The organism is Hydrogenophaga sp. (assembly GCF_041913525.1).
Classification (GTDB): Bacteria; Pseudomonadota; Gammaproteobacteria; order Burkholderiales; family Burkholderiaceae_C; genus Hydrogenophaga.
On sequence record NZ_JAYSFD010000003.1, the window covers coordinates 151,019 to 167,439 of the forward strand.

A 16,421-nucleotide genomic window follows, 5' to 3' on the forward strand; every position below is an offset into this window, starting at 1 on the left:
CTTTTGCTCAGCGACCGGACGCCTTGAGCAGGCTGTCCTTGAGTTGCTTCATGTTTTCTTGCAGCGGCGCGAATGGCCCGAACTTGTGCTGGTCGGCCGGGGCGCCGTCCACGTAGGGCGGGAAGGCCGCGTCCACCGGCTTGTTCCAGCGGGCGGGGAAGTCGCGCTCCAGGTTGGCCTTCTGCGGGCGCGGGTGGCTCAGCATGAAGGCCGCCACGTCGTAGGCCTCGTCGTCGCTGAGCTGTGGCTGACCGTGTTGTGCGCCCAGCGGCATGTTGGTCTTGATGAAGGCCGAGGCGAACAGCAGGCGGCCCATGCCGGCGCCGTTGTTGAACGAGTCAGCGCCCCACAGCGGCGGGAAGGTGTAGCCCTCACCCGGTGCGCCGGTGCGCAGGCCCTGGCCCTCGGTGCCGTGGCACACCGCGCACTTGGCGGCGTACACCTGGCCACCGGCCACCGTGTCGGCGCGGCGGTTGGGGGCTTTGAAGGGCGGCAAGCCCTGGCCTTCCACCTTGGCGCCCGTGGGCACGTCTTTTGAGAGGAAGTGGATGTAGGTCATGAAGGCCTTCATCTCGGTGCTGTCCAGCGGCAGCGGCTTGCCGGCCATGCTGCGCTCCATGCAGCCGTTGATGCGCTCTTCCACCGTGCTCACCTCGTCCTCGCGGGCGCGGTACTGCGGGAAGCTGGAGTGCACGCCCACCCAGGGCATGGCGAAGGCCTTGGTGGCCGAGGCCTGGTGGCACGACGAGCACGCCAGGTTGTTGCCGGCGTAGCGCATGGCCGGGTTCTTGGCTTGCGGGCCGATGTGGGCGAAGGTGCGGTCGGTCAGCTCTTTGCCATAGCGCGCCAGGCGGCCGTAGTGGTCGTCGGGCAGCTTGGACACGTCGTAGGCCTCCAGCGGCTGAATGGGCACGCCCTTGGGGGCGGAGGCTTGTGCCAGGGCGGCGCTGGCCAGCACGGCCAGGAGCAGGGGCGAGAGTTTGGTGTTCATGGTTCCTCCGGTGAATCACATACTGGTAAGGGTATGTGATTCCCGGCGCCATGTGTTGCGCCAGATCAAGCCGAATGGCCGTGGCGCTGGTGCGTCGCCACGGCCGTGCGCAGGCCGGTCCGGGTCACGGTGTGCCGTGCCCGAACCGGTGGGTTGCCACCGTCAGGGCAGTGCCAGGGCGCGCTGCGACAGGTTCTGGATGCGGCCGTCCAGCGAGATCGGCGTGTCGGCCACGCTGTAGGGTGCGGTGCGCGGGAAGCGCGCCTTCATGTACTGCGCGAACGCGTCCTGCTCGCCGCCCACGGTGCTGAAGGTTTTGGTGGTGGTGCCCACCGGCACGAGGTCGGCACGGGCGGGGGCGCTCAGCAACTGGAAGGGGTAGCCATCGCCGCCGGTGCCGTTGCTGCCCACGGTGGCCAGGAAGTCCAGCGTGACCATGCGGTAGGCCGTGGTGCTGGGCACGGCGAAAGCCCCGTTCTGGTAAACCACCTGCGGGCCGCTGAGCGGACCCGGGCCGTCGGGGTCGTCCACCACGAGGGTCGTCACGCGCGAGCCAGCGGGCTGCGTGGGGTCGAACGCGAACTTCAGGCCCGCCACTTGCGGGAACTTGCCCTGGGTGGAGGTGGCCGTCCAGTCGGACACGCCATGTTCCAGCAGGCTCTTGAGCTCGGCGGCCGTCACCGTGACCAGCGCCAGCCCGTTGTTGAACTTGAGCGCGAACTCGATGTCGAGCTGCGAGATGTCGCCCGCCTGCTTGCCCACGCTCGCATTGGCCTTGGTGGGGCCCTTGACGCCGGTGGTCGAGCCCGGGGGCGCGTCGACCGCGCCGATGGAGGAGCGGATGCCGCCGCCGTTTTTCAGCGACAGGGTGGCGGTGGCGTCAAAAGCCTGGGCGTAGGCCAGGTTGGCTTCGGCGCTCAGGGTGCCGAGGTTGGTTTCCTGGTTGCGCACGAACACGCGGTCACCCTCCAGGTACACGCTGGCTGCACCGAAGAGGTTGCCGTCCTTGGCGGCGATCACCGCGGCGATCTTGGTGGCGATGGCGCTCACGCCGGGCATGGCGTCGGCCAGGGTCAGGCCGACACGGGCCAGGCCGTCGGTGTCGGTGGCCCAGGCGCCATTGACGGCGCTGTCGAGCTTGCCGGTGATCACGCGGCCTTTGTCGTCAAAGGGCAGCACGATGCGACCGAGGTACTTGTAGTCGGCGTCCACGTTCACCACCAGCACCGGCTCGTTGGCCGGCGAGGTGTATTGCAGCGGGTAAGTGCCCCGGCTGGTGTCGCCCGGGCGGACGCGGTCATTGGCGTCGTACAGGCCGGTGTTGGAGCCACCGGCCACGATCAGGTCCACGCCGCGCAGGCGAGTGGCCAGCGCCTGTTCCACCGAGAGCTGCTGCATGTGGGCCAGCAGAATGACCTTGTCGATGCCGCTGGCCACCAGGGCGTTGACAGCCGGCTGCACCTCGGCGGCGATGGCGTCGGCCGTGGCGGAGGCGGCAGGGCTCACGGTGATGCCGCCCACCGTGGTGATGCTGGGCAGCGTGGGTGTGCTCGCGCCCACCACGCCGATGCGTTCGCCATTGACGGTGATGACCGAGTACTTGGCCAGCTTGCCCTTGAGCGTGGAGGCCTCTGCGCCATCGTTGGCCACGTTGGCCAGGCTGGCCAGGTTGCTGTCGCCGCTGAGGTTCAGGTTGGCGCCCAGGTAGGGGAACTGCGTGCCGCGCCAGCCGCTGCCCGCCTTGATCAGCGAGGCGAAGAAGTTCGTGCCCAGGTCCAGGTCGTGGTTGCCCACGGCCGAGGCTTGCAGACCCATCAGGTTGAGGATTTCGATGTCGCCCCTGCCTGCGCCGGTGGCACCGAGATCGGTGTTCAGCGACGCGTCGTCGGCGGCGTTGAAGAAGGGACCGGGAATGTAGTTGTCGCCTGAGGAGACGAACACCGTGTTGGGCTGTTCGCTTCGGAACTTGGCGACCAGGGCCGACAGGCCCTGGCTGTTGGCCACAAGGTCGCCGCCGCTGTCCATGTCGGACACGTGCAGTACCTGCAAGGTGTAGTCGGTCGCGGGCAGTGCGACCGGGGCGCTGATGTTGCCGTCGCCGCCGCCGCAGGCGGCGAGCACGGCGCCCATCAGGGTGGCCGCGATCAGCGGACGGGTCAGGCGCCAGGCGCCTGACCGGCGTGGTGAGAGGCTGGGATTCGAGTTCATGTGCGGGTAGGAGATGGGCACTCGGTGGGTGAAAACCGGCGAGTGTCTGCACCAGGCATGAAAGAACCGTGACCTGTTGTGACCGGGTACTGGCCGCTTGGCATTCACGCCGTTGACATGCAGCCGGCCTACGGTGGGCGCGCCAAAGGCGCTAACTGCGCCGACCCGCTCAACCAAGGCCCGCCCCATGACCGACCGCCTGTTGTCCCCGCCACTGGCCTTGCGCCCTCATGCCCTGCGCGCTCTTGATGTGTGGCTGTTTCGTCGCCTGGGTTGCGGCAGCACGGCGCGCCCGCTCACGCTTGCCACTGCGGTGTGGATCGCCCACTGGAGTTGGGTGCCCCTGGTCGCTGCGCTCGTGGTTGCGTTGTGGCGGGGGCCAGTTGCCACGGCCCCGGTGCTTGGCGCGCTGGCCACGGCCACAGGGCTGCAGGTGGTGACCAAGCGGCTGGCCCGCCGGGTGGCGGCCCCGCGACCCTTCGCCCTGGGCTTGTGTGACAACCACCTGAACCATTCCATGCGCGGTGGCATGCCCAGCACGCACGCCGCGGTGATGGGTGCCCTGGCCGGTGCGCTGTGGCCCTGGATGGCCATGTGGCCCGAGCTGGCCCTGGTGCCCGCCATCGCGGCGCTCACGGCCTGGGCGCGGGTGCACGCGGGCGCACATTTCCCCAGTGACGTGCTGGTGGGCCTGGCCTTGGGGGCCGCGCTGGGCCGCCAGGCCATGGCCGCGCTGGGCTGATCTCGCGTCGTGAGTGTCAGGCCCAGCGCACCCACACGGCGCTGTGGTCGCTGGTGGGTTGCGGCGCACCGTTCGGCTGGGCGGGCAAGGCCACGCCCGCGCCGATCACGCGCGGCGCGCACTGGCTGAGGTGGGGCAGCACGAACACATGGTCCAGCGCGTGGCCCTGGCCTTGCGCGTCCCAGTAAGTGGGTTCGCGGCCCCGGCCCCAGGCGGCCACGGCGTCTTGCCACTGGTCAGCGAATGGGCCCAGCGCGGGGCCTTGGGCTTCTTCGTTGCAGTCGCCGGCCAGCACGGTCAGGCCGCTGGGGCCCAGGCTGTGCAGGTGCTTTAGCACGGCCTGCAGTTGGCGCAGGCGCAGGGCGGGGTCGTTCACGTGGGTCAGGTGCACATTGGCCAGGGTGAGCGCCAGCTCGCCGGCTTGCACGCGCACCACCTGGGCCATGCGCCCGCCGTCCTCCGGGCTGGTGGGCAGGGTCAGGCCCCAGCTCTGCTCGATCGGCCAGCGGCTGAGCACCGCCAGGCACGAGTGGCTCATCACCTCATGGCCTCGGTAGAGGCGGCGCTTGCCGCGCGCGCGCACCACGCTCAGGTGGTGGCCCAGCGCCTGCGCCAGTTCGCGCGCGGTGTCGGCCTGGCCGTCTTCGCTGAGAAAACATTCCTGCAGCGCGATCACGTCGGGGCGCAGTTGCCGCAGGCCGTCGCGCAGGCGGCGCAGGCGCTCGGGGTAGTCGCCGTCGGCCTTCCAGGTGTTCAGGGTGAGCAGGCTCAGGGTCATGGCTGGGCCCAGGCCGGGTCGCGCTGGGCCAGCTGCGCCAGCAGGGCGCGGCCGGTGTCGTCCAGCGCGCCGTCGTTGAGCACGCTCAGGGCGTCGGGCGGCACGGCGTAGGCCTGGGCGCGGGCCAGGCGCTCGGCCACTTGTGCCTCGGTCTCGCGCCCGCGCGCCAGCAGGCGCTGGCGCAGCACCTCGGGGCTGGCGCCCACGTGCACCACGGTCAGGCCGGGGAAGCGCTGGCGGGCCTCGTCGATGTGCGCGCGCGAGCCGCTGAGCAGCACCCAGCCGCCTTCCGCCATGGGCGCCAGTTCGGCGTGGCGCACGCCGTAGCCGGTGTCGTTGGCCAGCCAGTGCAGGGCAAAGGCTTGGGCCTCGCGCAGGGCCAGGAACTGGGCCATGGTCACGCTCTCGTGGCCTTCGCTGCCGGCGCTGGCGGGGCGGGTGATGGTGCGCCGCGCGTGGTGCAGGCGCAGGCCCTGGGGGGCGTGTTGCAGCAGCCATTGCAGCAGGCTGTCTTTGCCCGCGCCCGAGGGGCCGATGAAGGCGATCAGGCGGTGGTTCATGCGTTCAGCTCCCAGTGCCGGTGCAGCACGAAGTCGGCGCCGGGTTCGCGCTCGATGAACACCGCCAGGCTGGTGATGGGCTGTGCCGGCAGTTGGTCGAACGCTTCTTGCGCGGCCCGCTCAATGGACTGCACCTGGGCCTCGTCGGTGCCGCGCAGATCGCCGGTGAGCGAGCAGTGAAAGCGGAACTCGTCCAGCACCCAGGGGTAGCCCCAGGCGCGCAGCAGTTCGTCCTGGTGCGGGCTAAGCCCGGCGCGGCGCCGGCGCGCCAGCTCGGCGTCGTTCAGCGGCTGGGCAAGGGCGTGCAGGCGCTGCACGCAGGCCGTGGCCAGCGCGTTCACCGGCGCGGTGTCGCCCTCGGGCCGCAGCGCCAGGAAATGGCCCAGCCGGGCCACGCGCAAGGCGGGCAGGGGCACGGGCCGCCACTCGCGGCACAGCGCGTACACGGCGGAATCGAGCGCGTCCAGGCTCAGGCCCTGGCGCAGGCGAAACGGCGGCTTGAGCGTGGCGTGCCAGCCGTAGCGGCGCGGCTCGGCCGTGAGCTGCGCCAGCGTGCAGGCCTCCATGCCGTCGATGCGGGGCTGGGGCAGCGGTGCGTTGGTGGCGGCGTCACGGCCCAGCCAGCGCGAGCCGGCCTGCCACGCGGCGCTGCCGGGCGGTGGGGCGAAGTAGATCGCGGCGCGGTAGGGGCGGTCAGTGTTCATCGTGGTTCACCGTGAGGGTGACGCGGTCGCCGGCGAACCAGGTCTCGGCGTATTCAATGGGGGTGCCCTTGGGGTCGCGGTTCACGCTGGTGACGTGCAGGGCAGGGCGGGTGGGGGCCTGGCGCAGGCGCGCGGCGGTGGCGGTGTCGGGCAGGCGGGCGCTGATGCGGCTTTCCTGGCGCTGGTAGTCGCTCACGCCCAGGGCGGCGAAGGCGGCGGTGATGGAGCCGGTGGCGCGCACGTGCTCGTCCAGGCCCTCGAAGCGCGGCAGCGGAAAGTGGCGCACGCTGGCGTGCAGCGGCTGGCCCGCGCCTTCGCCCAGCACCTCCAGCCGCAACACCGGGCTGCGCGTGGGCAATTCCAGGGCACGGGCCACCTCGGCGCTGGCGCGCTCGCGCTGCGCGTGCAACACGGTGAGCCCGCCACGCACGCCGGCCTGGGCCAGGTTCTGGCGGTGGCGCGTGCGCTTGCCAATGGCCAGGTCCACCGCGAAGTCTTCCACGTAGGTGCCGCTGCCTTGCTCGGCCCGCACCAGCCCGCGCTGCACCAGCGCGGCCAGCGAGCGGCGAATGGTGTGGCGGTTCACGCCGAAGCGCTCGGCCAGCGAGTGTTCGGACGGCAGGCGTTCGCCCGGCGCGTACACGCCCTGGCCGATGGCCTGCGCCAGTTCATTGGCGATGTGAGACCAGAAGTGCTCGCGGGGCGAGCCGTCGTCAAGGACCAGGTTTGTCATGAAAGGGACATGCGGGCCGCCTACGCTGGCGGCTGTGTTCAAGTTGTCTAGACAAATGACAGAGTACCACCACGATGTTTCACGCTGTTGACACAAGCCCCGCCCCCGGGGCAATCACCCGAGCCGATCGCATGGCCTTGCTGGCCCGCGCACCGATCGACCTGCTGGAGCGCACCGTTGGCGCGCACCACGCTGGCGGCCTGCACTGGCTGCGCCGTCCCGAGACGGGTTTGATGATGGTGCAGGGCCGCGTGGGCGGCACCGGCGAGCGCTTCCACCTGGGCGAGATCACGGTGACGCGCTGCGCGCTGCGCCTGGGCGCGGCCGACGCGCCCGCTGGCGTGGCCTGGGTGCTGGGCCGCGACGCGCGCCGCTGCACCCTGGCCGCCGTGGCCGACGCCTTGCTGCAAGACCCCGCCCACCACGACGCGCTCAGCCTTGAGCTGCTGCAGGCCACGCGCCAGCACCTGGCCGAGCAGGCGCAGGCGCGCCAGCGCCGTGCCCAGAGCACGCGGGTGGACTTTTTCACCATGGCCCGCGAATCCGATGGCGGTGCCGACGACGAGGACGAGGCATGAGCACCGACACCCTGCAAGGCCTGGTGGCCGGTTTTGACGACGAGGCCCTGGGCAGCCAGGCCAGCTTCCGCGCCGCGCTGCACGCGCTGTCGCACCCCGGCCAGCCCGTGGCTATGGACGCCGCCAGCGGCTTGCCGGTGGCGGGCCAGCCCGCCGCCGCGCGCCTGCTGCTGGCCCTGCTCGACGCCGACTGCGCCCTGTGGCTTTCGCCCACGCTGGCGGCCTCGCCCAGCGCGGCCTGGCTGCGCTTTCACACCGGCGTGCGCCTGGTGAACGACCCCGCCCAAGCCCAGTTCGCCTGGGTGGGGGCGGGCGATGCCTGCCCGCCGCTGGCCGCCTTCAACGCCGGCACCGACGCCGACCCCGAGGCCTCCACCACCCTGGTGCTGGACGTGCCCGGCTGGCAGGCCGGCGAAGGCTGGCGCCTGAGCGGCCCCGGCATTCGCGGCGAGCGCCAGCTCGCGGTGCAAGGCCTGCCGGCCGACTTCGCCGCCCAGTGGGCCGAGAACCACGCCGCCTTCCCGCGCGGGGTGGACGCCTACCTCGCCAGCGCCGACGCGCTGGTGGGCCTGCCGCGCACCACGCGCATCACCGACACCGTGGAGGCCTGAGCCCATGTACGTTGCCGTCAAGGGCGGTGAAACCGCCATCCTCAACAGCTACCGCCTGCTGGACCGCCAGCGCCGGGGCGACACGGCCCTGGCCGAACTCAGCGTGGACCAGATTCGCGCGCAGCTCAAGCTGGCCGTGGACCGCGTGATGACCGAAGGCTCGGTGTACGACCCCGAACTCGCCGCGCTGGCCATCAAGCAGGCCAGCGGCGACCTGGTGGAGGCCATCTTCCTGCTGCGCGCCTACCGCGCCACGCTGCCGCGCCTGGGCACCACGCTGCCCATCGACACCGGCCGCATGCAGCCCGAGCGCCGCATCAGCGCCACCTTCAAAGACCTGCCCGGTGGCCAGTTGCTTGGCCCCACCTACGACTACACCCAGCGCCTGCTCGACTTCGCCCTGCTGGCCGAAGGCGGCGTGAACACGCCCCCCGCCGAGGGCCGCGCCGTGAGCGAGCCCGTGCCGCGCGTGGTGGACCTGCTCAACCACGAAGGCCTGATCGAGCGGCGCGAGCCGCCCCAGGGCGACCCCGCGCCCACCGACCTCACCCGCGAGCCCCTGCGCTTCCCGGCCAACCGCGCCACGCGCCTGCAAAACCTGGCGCGCGGTGACGAGGGCTTTCTGCTGGCCATGGCCTATTCCACCCAGCGCGGCTACGCGCACTCGCACCCCTTCGTGGGCGAGCTGCGCCTGGGCCAGGTGGAGGTGGTGGTGGAGCCCGAAGAACTGGGCTTTGCCGTGTCGATCGGCGACATCGAAATCACCGAGTGCGAAATGGTCAACCAGTTCGCCGGCAGCAAGACCGAGCCGCCCGCCTTCACCCGTGGCTACGGCCTGGCCTTCGGCCACTGCGAGCGCAAGGCCATGGCCATGAGCCTGGTGGACCGCGCCCTGCGCGCCGACGAGCTGGACGAGGCCGTGGTCTCGCCCGCCCAAGACCCCGAGTTCGTGCTCTCGCACAGCGACAGCCTGGAGGCCTCGGGCTTCGTGCAGCACTTGAAGCTGCCGCACTACGTGGACTTTCAGGCCGAGCTGGCGCTGGTGCGCCAGATGCGCGCCGAGGCCCTGGCCCAACCCCGCCTTGACGAGGACACCCCCGCATGAACGCCCGCACCGACGACGACCTGCTGCAGCCTTCTGAGGCCACGGCCGGCGTGAACTTCGCCTACCTGGACGAGCGCACCAAGCGCATGATCCGCCGCGCCATCCTCAAGGCCGTGGCCATTCCCGGGCACCAGGTGCCCTTTGGCTCGCGCGAGATGCCGCTGCCCTACGGCTGGGGCACCGGCGGCATTCAGGTGACGGCCGCCATCCTGGGCCGCGACGACACGCTCAAGGTGATCGACCAGGGCTCGGACGACACCGTCAACGCGGTGAACATTCGCCGCTTCTTCCAGCGCACCGCCGGCGTGGCCACCACCACCCGCACGCCCGAGGCCAGCGTGATCCAGACGCGCCACCGCATCCCCGAGACGCCGCTGCGCGAGGGGCAGGTGATCGTGTACCAGGTGCCCGTGCCCGAGCCCATGCAGCGCCTGGAGCCGCGCGAAACCGAGACCCGCACCCTGCACGCGCTGGCCGAGTACGGGCTGATGCACGTGAAGCTGTACGAAGACATCGCGCGCCACGGCCACATCGCCACCACCTACGACTACCCCGTCATGGTGAACGGCCGCTACCTGATGGCGCCGTCGCCCATCCCCAAGTTCGACAACCCCAAGATGCACATGAACCCGGCGCTGCAGCTCTTCGGCGCCGGGCGCGAGAAGCGCATCTACGCCGTGCCGCCCTACACCACGGTGGAGAGCCTGGCGTTCGACGACCACCCCTTCGAGGTGCAGCGCTGGGACACGCCCTGCGCGCTGTGCGGCGCCACCGACACCTTCCTGGACGAGGTCATCACCGACGACAAAGGCGGGCGCCTGCACGTGTGCTCCGACTCCGACCACTGCCAGGAACGCCAGGCCGCCGGCCACACCGGAGCGGGCGCATGACGGTCACCATCCGCGAGGCCCGCGACGCCGACCTGCCCGCCGTGCTGGCCCTCTACGCCCAGCCCGGCATGGACGACGGCGACGTGCTCACGCCCGACGAGGCGCGCGCCATCTGGCAGCAGTTCGCGCGCTACCCGAGCTACCGCTTGTTTGTCGCGGAAGACACCGGTGGCGAGATCGTGGCCACCTACGCGCTGCTGGTCATGCACAACCTGGCGCACCGCGGCACGCCCTCGGCCATTGCCGAAGACGTGGTGGTGAGCCCCACCCAACAAGGCCGTGGCATTGGCCGCGCCCTCATGGCCCACGCGCTGGCGCAGGCCCGCGAAGCCGGCTGCTACAAGCTCGCGCTGTCGTCCAACGCCAAGCGCGAAAGCGCTCATGCCTTCTACCGCTCGCTGGGCTTCCAGCAGCACGGCCTGAGCTTTCTCATCGAGACCTCCCAGGAGTTGTCATGACGACCCTTCCCCCCGTGGCGGCCACGCTGCCGCTGCTGCGCGTGCGCCAGGTGGCCCAGCGCTACGGCCAGCGCCTGGTGCTGCAAGACGCCTCTTTTGATTTGTGGCCCGGCGAGGTGCTGGCCGTGGTGGGCGAATCGGGCTCGGGCAAGAGCACGCTGCTCAATGCCCTGGCCGCCCGCGCCCGCCCGGCCGATGGCAACGTGGAATTCCTCGGCCGCGACGGCGTGCTGCGCGACGTGCACGGCATGAGCGAGGCCCAGCAGCGCCTGCTGGCCCGCACCGACTGGGGCTTTGTGCACCAGAACCCGGCCGATGGCCTGCGCATGGACGTGTCGGCCGGTGCCAACGTGGGCGAGCGCCTCATGGGCCTGGGCGAGCGCCACTACGGCCGCCTGCGCGCCACCGCCGCCGAGTGGCTGGCGCGCGTGGAGATCGACCCCGCCCGCATCGACGACACGCCGCGCACCTTCTCGGGCGGCATGCGCCAGCGCCTGCAGATCGCGCGCAACCTCGTCACCCACCCGCGCCTGGTCTTCATGGACGAGCCCACCTCGGGGCTGGACGTGTCGGTGCAGGCCCGCCTGCTTGACCTGCTGCGCGGGCTCACCCAGCAAATGCAATTGGCGGTGGTGATCGTCACGCACGACCTGGCCGTGGCCCGCCTGCTGGCCCACCGCATGGTGGTGATGCAGCGCGGCCGCATCGTGGAGACCGGCCTCACCGACCAGGTGCTCGACGACCCGCAGCACCCCTACACCCAGCTCCTCGTTTCTTCGGTACTCCAGCCATGACCGCCGCCATGACCGCACCCGTCATCGAACTCCAGGCCGTGAGCAAACGCTTCACGCTGCACCACCAGCACGGCGCCCAACTGCAGGTGCTGCAAGACGTCAACCTGCGCGTGGCCCCCGGCGAATGCGTGGTGCTCGACGGCCCCTCGGGCCAGGGCAAGAGCACGCTGCTCAAGCTCATCTACGCCAACTACCTCGCCAGCGGCGGGCGCATCCTGCTCACGCCGCCCGGTGGCGCCGCGCTGGACCTGGGCCAGGCCGAGCCCCGCGCGCTGGTGCAAATGCGCCGCGACACGGTGGGCTACGTGAGCCAGTTCCTGCGCGTGATTCCCCGCGTGAGCGCGCTCGACGTGGTGGCCGAGCCCCTGATGGACGCCGGCCACAGCCAGGAAGACGCCCGCGCCGAGGCCGCGCGCTGGCTGGCCCGCCTGCGCATTCCCGAGCACCTGTGGCCGCTGCCACCGGCCACCTTCTCGGGCGGTGAACAGCAGCGCGTGAACATCGCGCGCAACATGATTCGCCCGCGCCCCTTGCTGCTGCTGGACGAGCCCACCGCCTCGCTGGACGCGGCCAACACCGCCACCGTGATCGAGCTCATTCGCGAGGCCGTGGCCCGTGGCGCGGCCGTGATCGGCATCTTCCACGACCGCGCCGTGGGCGACGCGGTCGCCACCCGTCGTGTCGACATGAGCGCTTTCCGGAGGGCCGCATGAGCATTTCCCAGGTTTTCACCAACGCCCGCCTGGTGCTGCCCGATGGGGTGGTGCCCGGCAGCCTGCACGCCGTGGCCGGCCTGATCGCCGCCATCGACAGCCCCACCCACCTGGCCGCCGCCCACGACTGCGAGGGCGACTGGCTCATGCCCGGCTTCGTGGAGATGCACACCGACAACTTCGAGCGCCACCTCATGCCCCGGCCCAAGGTGCAGTGGGCCGAGCTGCCCGCCCTGGTGGCGCACGACGCCGAAGTGACCGCCGCCGGCATCACCACCGTGTTCGACGCGCTGGGCGTGGGCGACGCCGACCCCGACAGCCTGCGCGGCAGCACCTGGGACGGCGTGGTGCGCACCATCGACCACGCCGACTCGGCCGGCCTGCTGCGCGCCGACCACCGCCTGCACGTGCGCTGCGAACTGCCCGCGCCCAACACCATCGACCTGTTCGCCCCCTTCCGTGGCCACGACCGCCTGGGCCTGATCTCGCTGATGGACCACACCCCCGGCCAGCGCCAGTGGGAAGACATTGGCCAGGCGCGCACCTACTACACCGGCAAGAAGGGCTGGAGCCTGGACAAGTTCGAGCGCCAGGTGGCCCTGTCGGCCGAGCTGCAGGCGCGCTACGCCGAGCCGCACCGCGCCTACTTCGTCGAGCACTGCCGCGAGCACGGCATTGCCCTGGCCAGCCACGACGACACCACCGTGGACCACGTGGCCCAGGCCCACGCCGAAGGCGCCAGCATGTGCGAATTCCCCACCACCGTGGCGGCGGCCAGCGCCGCGCATGAGCGCGGACTGCTCACCGTGATGGGCGGGCCCAACGTGGTGCGCGGCGGCTCGCACTCGGGCAACGTGGCGGCGGCCGAGCTGGCCCGCCTGGGCCTGCTGGACATCTTGTCCAGCGACTACGTGCCCGGCAGCCTGCTGGGCGCGGCCCTGCGCCTGGTGCGCGACGGGCTGGCCACGCTGCCGCAGGCCATCAACATGGTCTCGCTCAACCCGGCGCGCGCCACCGGCCTGCTCGACCGGGGCGCGCTGATCCCCGGCCTGCGGGCCGACCTGATCCAGGTGCGCGAGGTGACCCTGGCCGACGGCAGCGTGCACGGCGTGGTGCGCGGCGTGTGGCGCCAGGGCCGGCGCGTGATCTGACGCCCGCCGCCGAAGCCTGACACCCAAATTTCCCAGGACCGTCAAGAAGCTGTCACGCCGCGCCCGGAGACTGCTTGTCTAGACAGATTTCAGCGAGCCCACCATGACCCTGAGCATCCGACACCTCGACAAGCACTTCGCCAACGGCAAGCACGCGCTGCGCGACATCCACCTGGAGATCGGCCAGGGCGAGATGGTGGCCCTCATCGGCGCCTCTGGCTCGGGCAAGTCCACCTTGCTGCGCCACATCGCCGGCCTGATGCCGGCCGACGCCGGCAGCGCCTCGGTGATCGAGGTGAACGGCCGCATCGTCCAGCAGGGCGGGCAGATCCAGCGCGACGTGCGCCGCACCCGCGCCGACATCGGCTTTGTGTTCCAGCAGTTCAACCTGGTGGACCGGCTGCCGGTGCTGGTGAACGTGCTGGTGGGCCGCCTGCACCGCATGCCGCTGTGGCGCGGCCTGCTGCGCCGCTTCAACGCCAGCGAGCGCGCTGCTGCGCTGGACGCGCTGGACCGTGTGGGCATTGCCGAGTGCCACGCCCAGCGCGCGTCCACCCTTTCAGGCGGTCAGCAGCAGCGCGCGGCCATTGCTCGCACTCTGGTGCAGGGCGCGCGCGTGGTGCTGGCCGACGAGCCCATCGCCTCGCTTGACCCCGAGTCGTCGCGCAACGTCATGGACATCCTGGCCCGCATCTGCCAAGAAGACGGCTGCACCGTGGTGGTCTCGCTGCACCAGGTGGACATGGCCCGCCGCTACTGCCCGCGCACCGTGGCCTTGCACCAGGGCCGCGTGGTGTTTGACGGCCCGTCCAGCGAACTCACCCCCACCCTGCTGCGCGAGCTCTACGGCATGCAGGCCGACGAAATCCTCAATGGCAGCGAGAGCCTGCACGGCAAGGTGACCCGCCTGCCCGAGCCAGCGCCGGTGTGGCAGCAGCCCGTGCCGCAAGCCGCCTGACCCGCACGCCGCCCGACCCGAATTCCCCCATTCCGTTCTTCCAACAGGAGCCTTCCATGTACAAGCACGCCTTTGCCGCCCTGGCCGTGGGCTTTGCCTTCACCGTCGCCCACGCCCAAGAGATCAACTTCGGCATCATCTCCACCGAGTCCACCCAGAACCTCAAGGCCGACTGGCAGCCGCTGATCGAGGACATGGAGAAGCAGACCGGCCTGAAGGTCAAGGCCTTCTTCGCCCCCGACTACGCCGGCATCATCGAAGGCATGCGCTTCAACAAGGTGCAGCTCGCCTGGCTGGGCAACAAGTCGGCCATGGAAGCGGTGGACCGCGCCAACGCCGAGGTGTTCGCCCAGATGGTCAACGCCGACGGCACCCAGGGCTACTACTCGCACCTGATCGTGCACAAGGACAGCCCGCTCAACACCCTGGACGACGTGCTCAAGAACGGCAAGTCGCTGGCCTTCGGCAACGGCGACCCGAACTCCACCAGCGGCTTCCTAGTGCCGGGCTTCTACGTGTTCGCGCAGAACAAGATCGACCCCAAGACCCACTTCAAGATCGTGCGCAACGCCAACCACGAGACCAACGCCATGGCCGTGGCCAACAAGCAGGTGGACGTGGCCACCAACAACAGCGAGAACCTGGACAAGTTCAAGCAGCGCCAGCCCGAGAAGTTCGGCGAGATCAAGGTGGTGTGGACCTCGCCGCTGATTCCGCTGGACCCGATGGTCATGCACAAGAACCTGCCCGAGGCCAGCAAGACCAAGATCAAGAACTTCTTCTACAACTACGCCAAGACCGACGCGCGTGAGAAGGAAGTGGTCTTCAAGATCTCCAAGCTCTCGGGCTTCAAGCCCTCCACCAACGACCAGCTCAAGCCCATCCGCCAGCTTGACCTGTTCGGCAAGCGCAACAAGATCGAAGGCGACACCACCCTGTCCGATGCCGACAAGAAGACCCAGCTGGCCGCCATCGACCAGCAGCTCGCCAACCTGAAGTAAGCCGGACAGCGCCCCATGACGACGATTGCCCACCCGAAATGGCAAGCCCTGGCCGAGAGCGCAGCCCCGCGCCGTGGCCTGGTCTGGTACCTCGCCTGGGGCGCGCTCATTGCCCTGCTGGCCGCGTCCTGGCGTGGCGCCGACATGCGCCCGCTGGACCTGCTGCGCGACGGCGGCAACATGGCCGCCTAGGCCGCCGAGTTCTTCCCGCCCAACTTCTCGCAGTGGAAGCTGTACGTGAGCGAGATGATCGTCACGCTGCAGATCGCGGTGTGGGGAACGGCGCTGGCGGTGATCACCGCCATTCCGCTGTCGCTGCTGGCGTCCAGCAACATCGTGCCCTGGTGGGTGAACCAGCCGGTGCGCCGCCTGCTCGATTCCTTCCGCGCCATCAACGAGATGGTGTTCGCCATGCTGTTCGTGGTGGCCGTGGGCCTGGGCCCGTTTGCCGGTGTGTTGGCGCTGTGGATCCACACCGCCGGCACCCTGGCCAAGCTGTTCTCCGAGGCGGTGGAGTCCATCGACCCGCAGCCGGTGGAAGGCATTCGCTCCACCGGGGCGGGTGCGCTGCACGAGATCGTCTATGGCGTGATCCCGCAGGTGATGCCGCTGTGGACCTCTTACACCCTCTACCGCTTCGAGGCCAACGTGCGCTCGGCCTCGGTGGTGGGCATGGTGGGCGCCGGTGGCATTGGCGTGGTGCTGTGGGAAATCATTCGCGGCTTCCAGTACGCCGAAACCTGCGCGGTGATGATCATCATCGTGCTCACCGTGAGCCTGATCGACATGGTCTCGGCCCGCATTCGCCAACTCGTGGTGTGAGGCCCGCATGAGCACCTCCCTGACGCTGGATGAAATCGCGGGTCTGCTGCAGCGCCGTGGCGCCGCGCAGTACGGGCGCGAGGCCGTGAGCCAGCTTGACCACGCCCTGCAGTGCGCCCACCTGGCCGAGCAGGCCGGCGAGACCCCCGCCACGGTGGCGGCCGCCCTGCTGCACGACCTGGGCCACCTGCTGGCCGCCGAGCGCCAGCAAGCGCCAGAGCCCGACGACCGCCGCGACGACCTGCACCAGTACATCGCCCTGCCGTTCCTGCGCCACCTGTTCGACGAGGCGGTGCTGGCCCCCATTCGCCTGCACGTGGACGCCAAGCGCTACCTCTGCCAGGCCGAGCCCGGCTACTTCGACACGCTTTCGCCCGCCTCGGTGCACAGCCTGGCCCTGCAGGGCGGCGCGTTCAACGAGCAAGAGGCCCGCGCCTTCCTGCACCAGCCCTTTGCCGCCGAGGCCGTGCGCCTGCGCCGCTACGACGACCTGGCCAAGGTGGCCGGCCAGCCCACGCCCGAGCTGGGCCACTACCTGCCGGTGCTCGCCCAGGCCGCCCGCCAGGCCTGAGCCTCGCGTTGGCCGGGGGCTTCTGAGGGCCCTGCCGGCCCTTTCCCTGAGCC

General features: G+C 70.4%; 18 protein-coding genes and 1 pseudogene. 13 read left to right on the forward strand and 6 right to left on the reverse strand.

Annotated features, from left to right (window positions below):
* Positions 1–7 precede the first annotated feature (7 nt).
* The gene (locus tag ACE3RQ_RS05665; protein ID WP_374520779.1) at positions 8–991 is read right to left on the reverse strand and encodes a c-type cytochrome; all 984 of its coding nucleotides are present in this window, start codon (positions 989–991) and stop codon (positions 8–10) included.
* 162 nt (positions 992–1,153) lie between these two features.
* Positions 1,154–3,199, reverse strand: coding sequence for a bifunctional UDP-sugar hydrolase/5'-nucleotidase (locus tag ACE3RQ_RS05670; RefSeq protein WP_374520780.1), 2,046 nt, complete (start codon positions 3,197–3,199; stop codon positions 1,154–1,156).
* A gap of 187 nt (positions 3,200–3,386) precedes the next feature.
* On the opposite strand from ACE3RQ_RS05670, the gene ACE3RQ_RS05675 reads away from it, so the two are divergent.
* Positions 3,387–3,941, forward strand: a complete 555-nt coding sequence (locus ACE3RQ_RS05675) for a phosphatase PAP2 family protein (RefSeq protein WP_374520782.1) — start codon at positions 3,387–3,389, stop codon at positions 3,939–3,941.
* Between the two features lie 16 nt (positions 3,942–3,957).
* On the opposite strand, the gene ACE3RQ_RS05680 is transcribed toward ACE3RQ_RS05675, so the two are convergent.
* The 4 genes from ACE3RQ_RS05680 to phnF are packed head-to-tail and all read right to left on the reverse strand — an operon-like array spanning position 3,958 to position 6,716.
* Positions 3,958–4,719 carry an endonuclease/exonuclease/phosphatase family protein gene (locus tag ACE3RQ_RS05680; protein WP_374520784.1) on the reverse strand — a complete coding sequence of 254 codons (762 nt, stop codon included), beginning with the start codon at positions 4,717–4,719 and terminating at the stop codon, positions 3,958–3,960.
* Complete coding sequence (gene phnN / locus ACE3RQ_RS05685) at positions 4,716–5,279, reverse strand: phosphonate metabolism protein/1,5-bisphosphokinase (PRPP-forming) PhnN (protein WP_374520786.1); 564 nt, start codon at positions 5,277–5,279, stop codon at positions 4,716–4,718. Before phnN ends, ACE3RQ_RS05680 begins: the two co-directional genes overlap by 4 nt.
* Complete coding sequence (locus ACE3RQ_RS05690) at positions 5,276–5,983, reverse strand: DUF1045 domain-containing protein (RefSeq protein ID WP_374520788.1); 708 nt, start codon at positions 5,981–5,983, stop codon at positions 5,276–5,278. The genes phnN and ACE3RQ_RS05690 overlap by 4 nt, the downstream gene beginning before the upstream one ends.
* Complete coding sequence (phnF, locus tag ACE3RQ_RS05695) at positions 5,973–6,716, reverse strand: phosphonate metabolism transcriptional regulator PhnF (protein WP_374520790.1); 744 nt, start codon at positions 6,714–6,716, stop codon at positions 5,973–5,975. The genes ACE3RQ_RS05690 and phnF overlap by 11 nt, the downstream gene beginning before the upstream one ends.
* Before the next feature lie 74 nt (positions 6,717–6,790).
* On the opposite strand from phnF, the gene phnG reads away from it, so the two are divergent.
* From phnG to ACE3RQ_RS05755, 12 genes and pseudogenes are all read left to right on the forward strand, one after another.
* Positions 6,791–7,294: a phosphonate C-P lyase system protein PhnG gene (gene phnG, locus ACE3RQ_RS05700; RefSeq protein ID WP_374520792.1), complete on the forward strand. Its 504-nt coding sequence runs from the start codon at positions 6,791–6,793 to the stop codon at positions 7,292–7,294.
* Positions 7,291–7,905 (forward strand): phosphonate C-P lyase system protein PhnH, encoded by a 615-nt coding sequence (phnH, locus tag ACE3RQ_RS05705; RefSeq protein WP_374520794.1) that lies wholly within the window; start codon positions 7,291–7,293, stop codon positions 7,903–7,905. The genes phnG and phnH overlap by 4 nt, the downstream gene beginning before the upstream one ends.
* A 4-nt stretch (positions 7,906–7,909) precedes the next feature.
* Positions 7,910–9,010, forward strand: coding sequence for a carbon-phosphorus lyase complex subunit PhnI (locus tag ACE3RQ_RS05710; protein WP_374520796.1), 1,101 nt, complete (start codon positions 7,910–7,912; stop codon positions 9,008–9,010).
* The gene (locus tag ACE3RQ_RS05715) at positions 9,007–9,900 is read left to right on the forward strand and encodes an alpha-D-ribose 1-methylphosphonate 5-phosphate C-P-lyase PhnJ (RefSeq protein ID WP_374520798.1); all 894 of its coding nucleotides are present in this window, start codon (positions 9,007–9,009) and stop codon (positions 9,898–9,900) included. Before ACE3RQ_RS05710 ends, ACE3RQ_RS05715 begins: the two co-directional genes overlap by 4 nt.
* The gene (locus ACE3RQ_RS05720; protein ID WP_374520800.1) at positions 9,897–10,358 is read left to right on the forward strand and encodes an N-acetyltransferase family protein; all 462 of its coding nucleotides are present in this window, start codon (positions 9,897–9,899) and stop codon (positions 10,356–10,358) included. The genes ACE3RQ_RS05715 and ACE3RQ_RS05720 overlap by 4 nt, the downstream gene beginning before the upstream one ends.
* Positions 10,355–11,152: a phosphonate C-P lyase system protein PhnK gene (phnK, locus tag ACE3RQ_RS05725; RefSeq protein WP_374520802.1), complete on the forward strand. Its 798-nt coding sequence runs from the start codon at positions 10,355–10,357 to the stop codon at positions 11,150–11,152. The genes ACE3RQ_RS05720 and phnK overlap by 4 nt, the downstream gene beginning before the upstream one ends.
* A gap of 8 nt (positions 11,153–11,160) precedes the next feature.
* Positions 11,161–11,865 carry a phosphonate C-P lyase system protein PhnL gene (gene phnL / locus ACE3RQ_RS05730; protein ID WP_374520804.1) on the forward strand — a complete coding sequence of 235 codons (705 nt, stop codon included), beginning with the start codon at positions 11,161–11,163 and terminating at the stop codon, positions 11,863–11,865.
* Positions 11,862–13,016 (forward strand): alpha-D-ribose 1-methylphosphonate 5-triphosphate diphosphatase, encoded by a 1,155-nt coding sequence (locus ACE3RQ_RS05735; protein WP_374520806.1) that lies wholly within the window; start codon positions 11,862–11,864, stop codon positions 13,014–13,016. The genes phnL and ACE3RQ_RS05735 overlap by 4 nt, the downstream gene beginning before the upstream one ends.
* A 103-nt stretch (positions 13,017–13,119) precedes the next feature.
* On the forward strand, positions 13,120–13,974 hold the full coding sequence (gene phnC / locus ACE3RQ_RS05740) for a phosphonate ABC transporter ATP-binding protein (RefSeq protein WP_374520808.1): 855 nt from the start codon (positions 13,120–13,122) through the stop codon (positions 13,972–13,974).
* Between the two features lie 56 nt (positions 13,975–14,030).
* A complete protein-coding gene (gene phnD, locus ACE3RQ_RS05745; protein ID WP_374520810.1) occupies positions 14,031–14,975 on the forward strand; it encodes a phosphonate ABC transporter substrate-binding protein in 945 nt (314 codons plus the stop codon).
* Between the two features lie 15 nt (positions 14,976–14,990).
* Positions 14,991–15,797 (forward strand): annotated as a pseudogene (gene phnE, locus ACE3RQ_RS05750) (phosphonate ABC transporter, permease protein PhnE).
* Between the two features lie 7 nt (positions 15,798–15,804).
* Positions 15,805–16,368, forward strand: a complete 564-nt coding sequence (locus ACE3RQ_RS05755; RefSeq protein WP_374520812.1) for a phosphonate degradation HD-domain oxygenase — start codon at positions 15,805–15,807, stop codon at positions 16,366–16,368.
* The last annotated feature ends 53 nt before the right edge of the window (positions 16,369–16,421 follow it).

Coding starts and splice junctions, on each gene's coding strand:
- ACE3RQ_RS05665 (WP_374520779.1), bottom strand. CDS start 991: ATGAACACCAAACTCTCGCCCCTGCTCCTGGCCGTGCTGGCCAGCGCC.
- ACE3RQ_RS05670 (WP_374520780.1), bottom strand. CDS start 3,199: ATGAACTCGAATCCCAGCCTCTCACCACGCCGGTCAGGCGCCTGGCGC.
- ACE3RQ_RS05675 (WP_374520782.1), top strand. CDS start 3,387: ATGACCGACCGCCTGTTGTCCCCGCCACTGGCCTTGCGCCCTCATGCC.
- ACE3RQ_RS05680 (WP_374520784.1), bottom strand. CDS start 4,719: ATGACCCTGAGCCTGCTCACCCTGAACACCTGGAAGGCCGACGGCGAC.
- phnN (WP_374520786.1), bottom strand. CDS start 5,279: ATGAACCACCGCCTGATCGCCTTCATCGGCCCCTCGGGCGCGGGCAAA.
- ACE3RQ_RS05690 (WP_374520788.1), bottom strand. CDS start 5,983: ATGAACACTGACCGCCCCTACCGCGCCGCGATCTACTTCGCCCCACCG.
- phnF (WP_374520790.1), bottom strand. CDS start 6,716: ATGACAAACCTGGTCCTTGACGACGGCTCGCCCCGCGAGCACTTCTGG.
- phnG (WP_374520792.1), top strand. CDS start 6,791: ATGTTTCACGCTGTTGACACAAGCCCCGCCCCCGGGGCAATCACCCGA.
- phnH (WP_374520794.1), top strand. CDS start 7,291: ATGAGCACCGACACCCTGCAAGGCCTGGTGGCCGGTTTTGACGACGAG.
- ACE3RQ_RS05710 (WP_374520796.1), top strand. CDS start 7,910: ATGTACGTTGCCGTCAAGGGCGGTGAAACCGCCATCCTCAACAGCTAC.
- ACE3RQ_RS05715 (WP_374520798.1), top strand. CDS start 9,007: ATGAACGCCCGCACCGACGACGACCTGCTGCAGCCTTCTGAGGCCACG.
- ACE3RQ_RS05720 (WP_374520800.1), top strand. CDS start 9,897: ATGACGGTCACCATCCGCGAGGCCCGCGACGCCGACCTGCCCGCCGTG.
- phnK (WP_374520802.1), top strand. CDS start 10,355: ATGACGACCCTTCCCCCCGTGGCGGCCACGCTGCCGCTGCTGCGCGTG.
- phnL (WP_374520804.1), top strand. CDS start 11,161: ATGACCGCACCCGTCATCGAACTCCAGGCCGTGAGCAAACGCTTCACG.
- ACE3RQ_RS05735 (WP_374520806.1), top strand. CDS start 11,862: ATGAGCATTTCCCAGGTTTTCACCAACGCCCGCCTGGTGCTGCCCGAT.
- phnC (WP_374520808.1), top strand. CDS start 13,120: ATGACCCTGAGCATCCGACACCTCGACAAGCACTTCGCCAACGGCAAG.
- phnD (WP_374520810.1), top strand. CDS start 14,031: ATGTACAAGCACGCCTTTGCCGCCCTGGCCGTGGGCTTTGCCTTCACC.
- ACE3RQ_RS05755 (WP_374520812.1), top strand. CDS start 15,805: ATGAGCACCTCCCTGACGCTGGATGAAATCGCGGGTCTGCTGCAGCGC.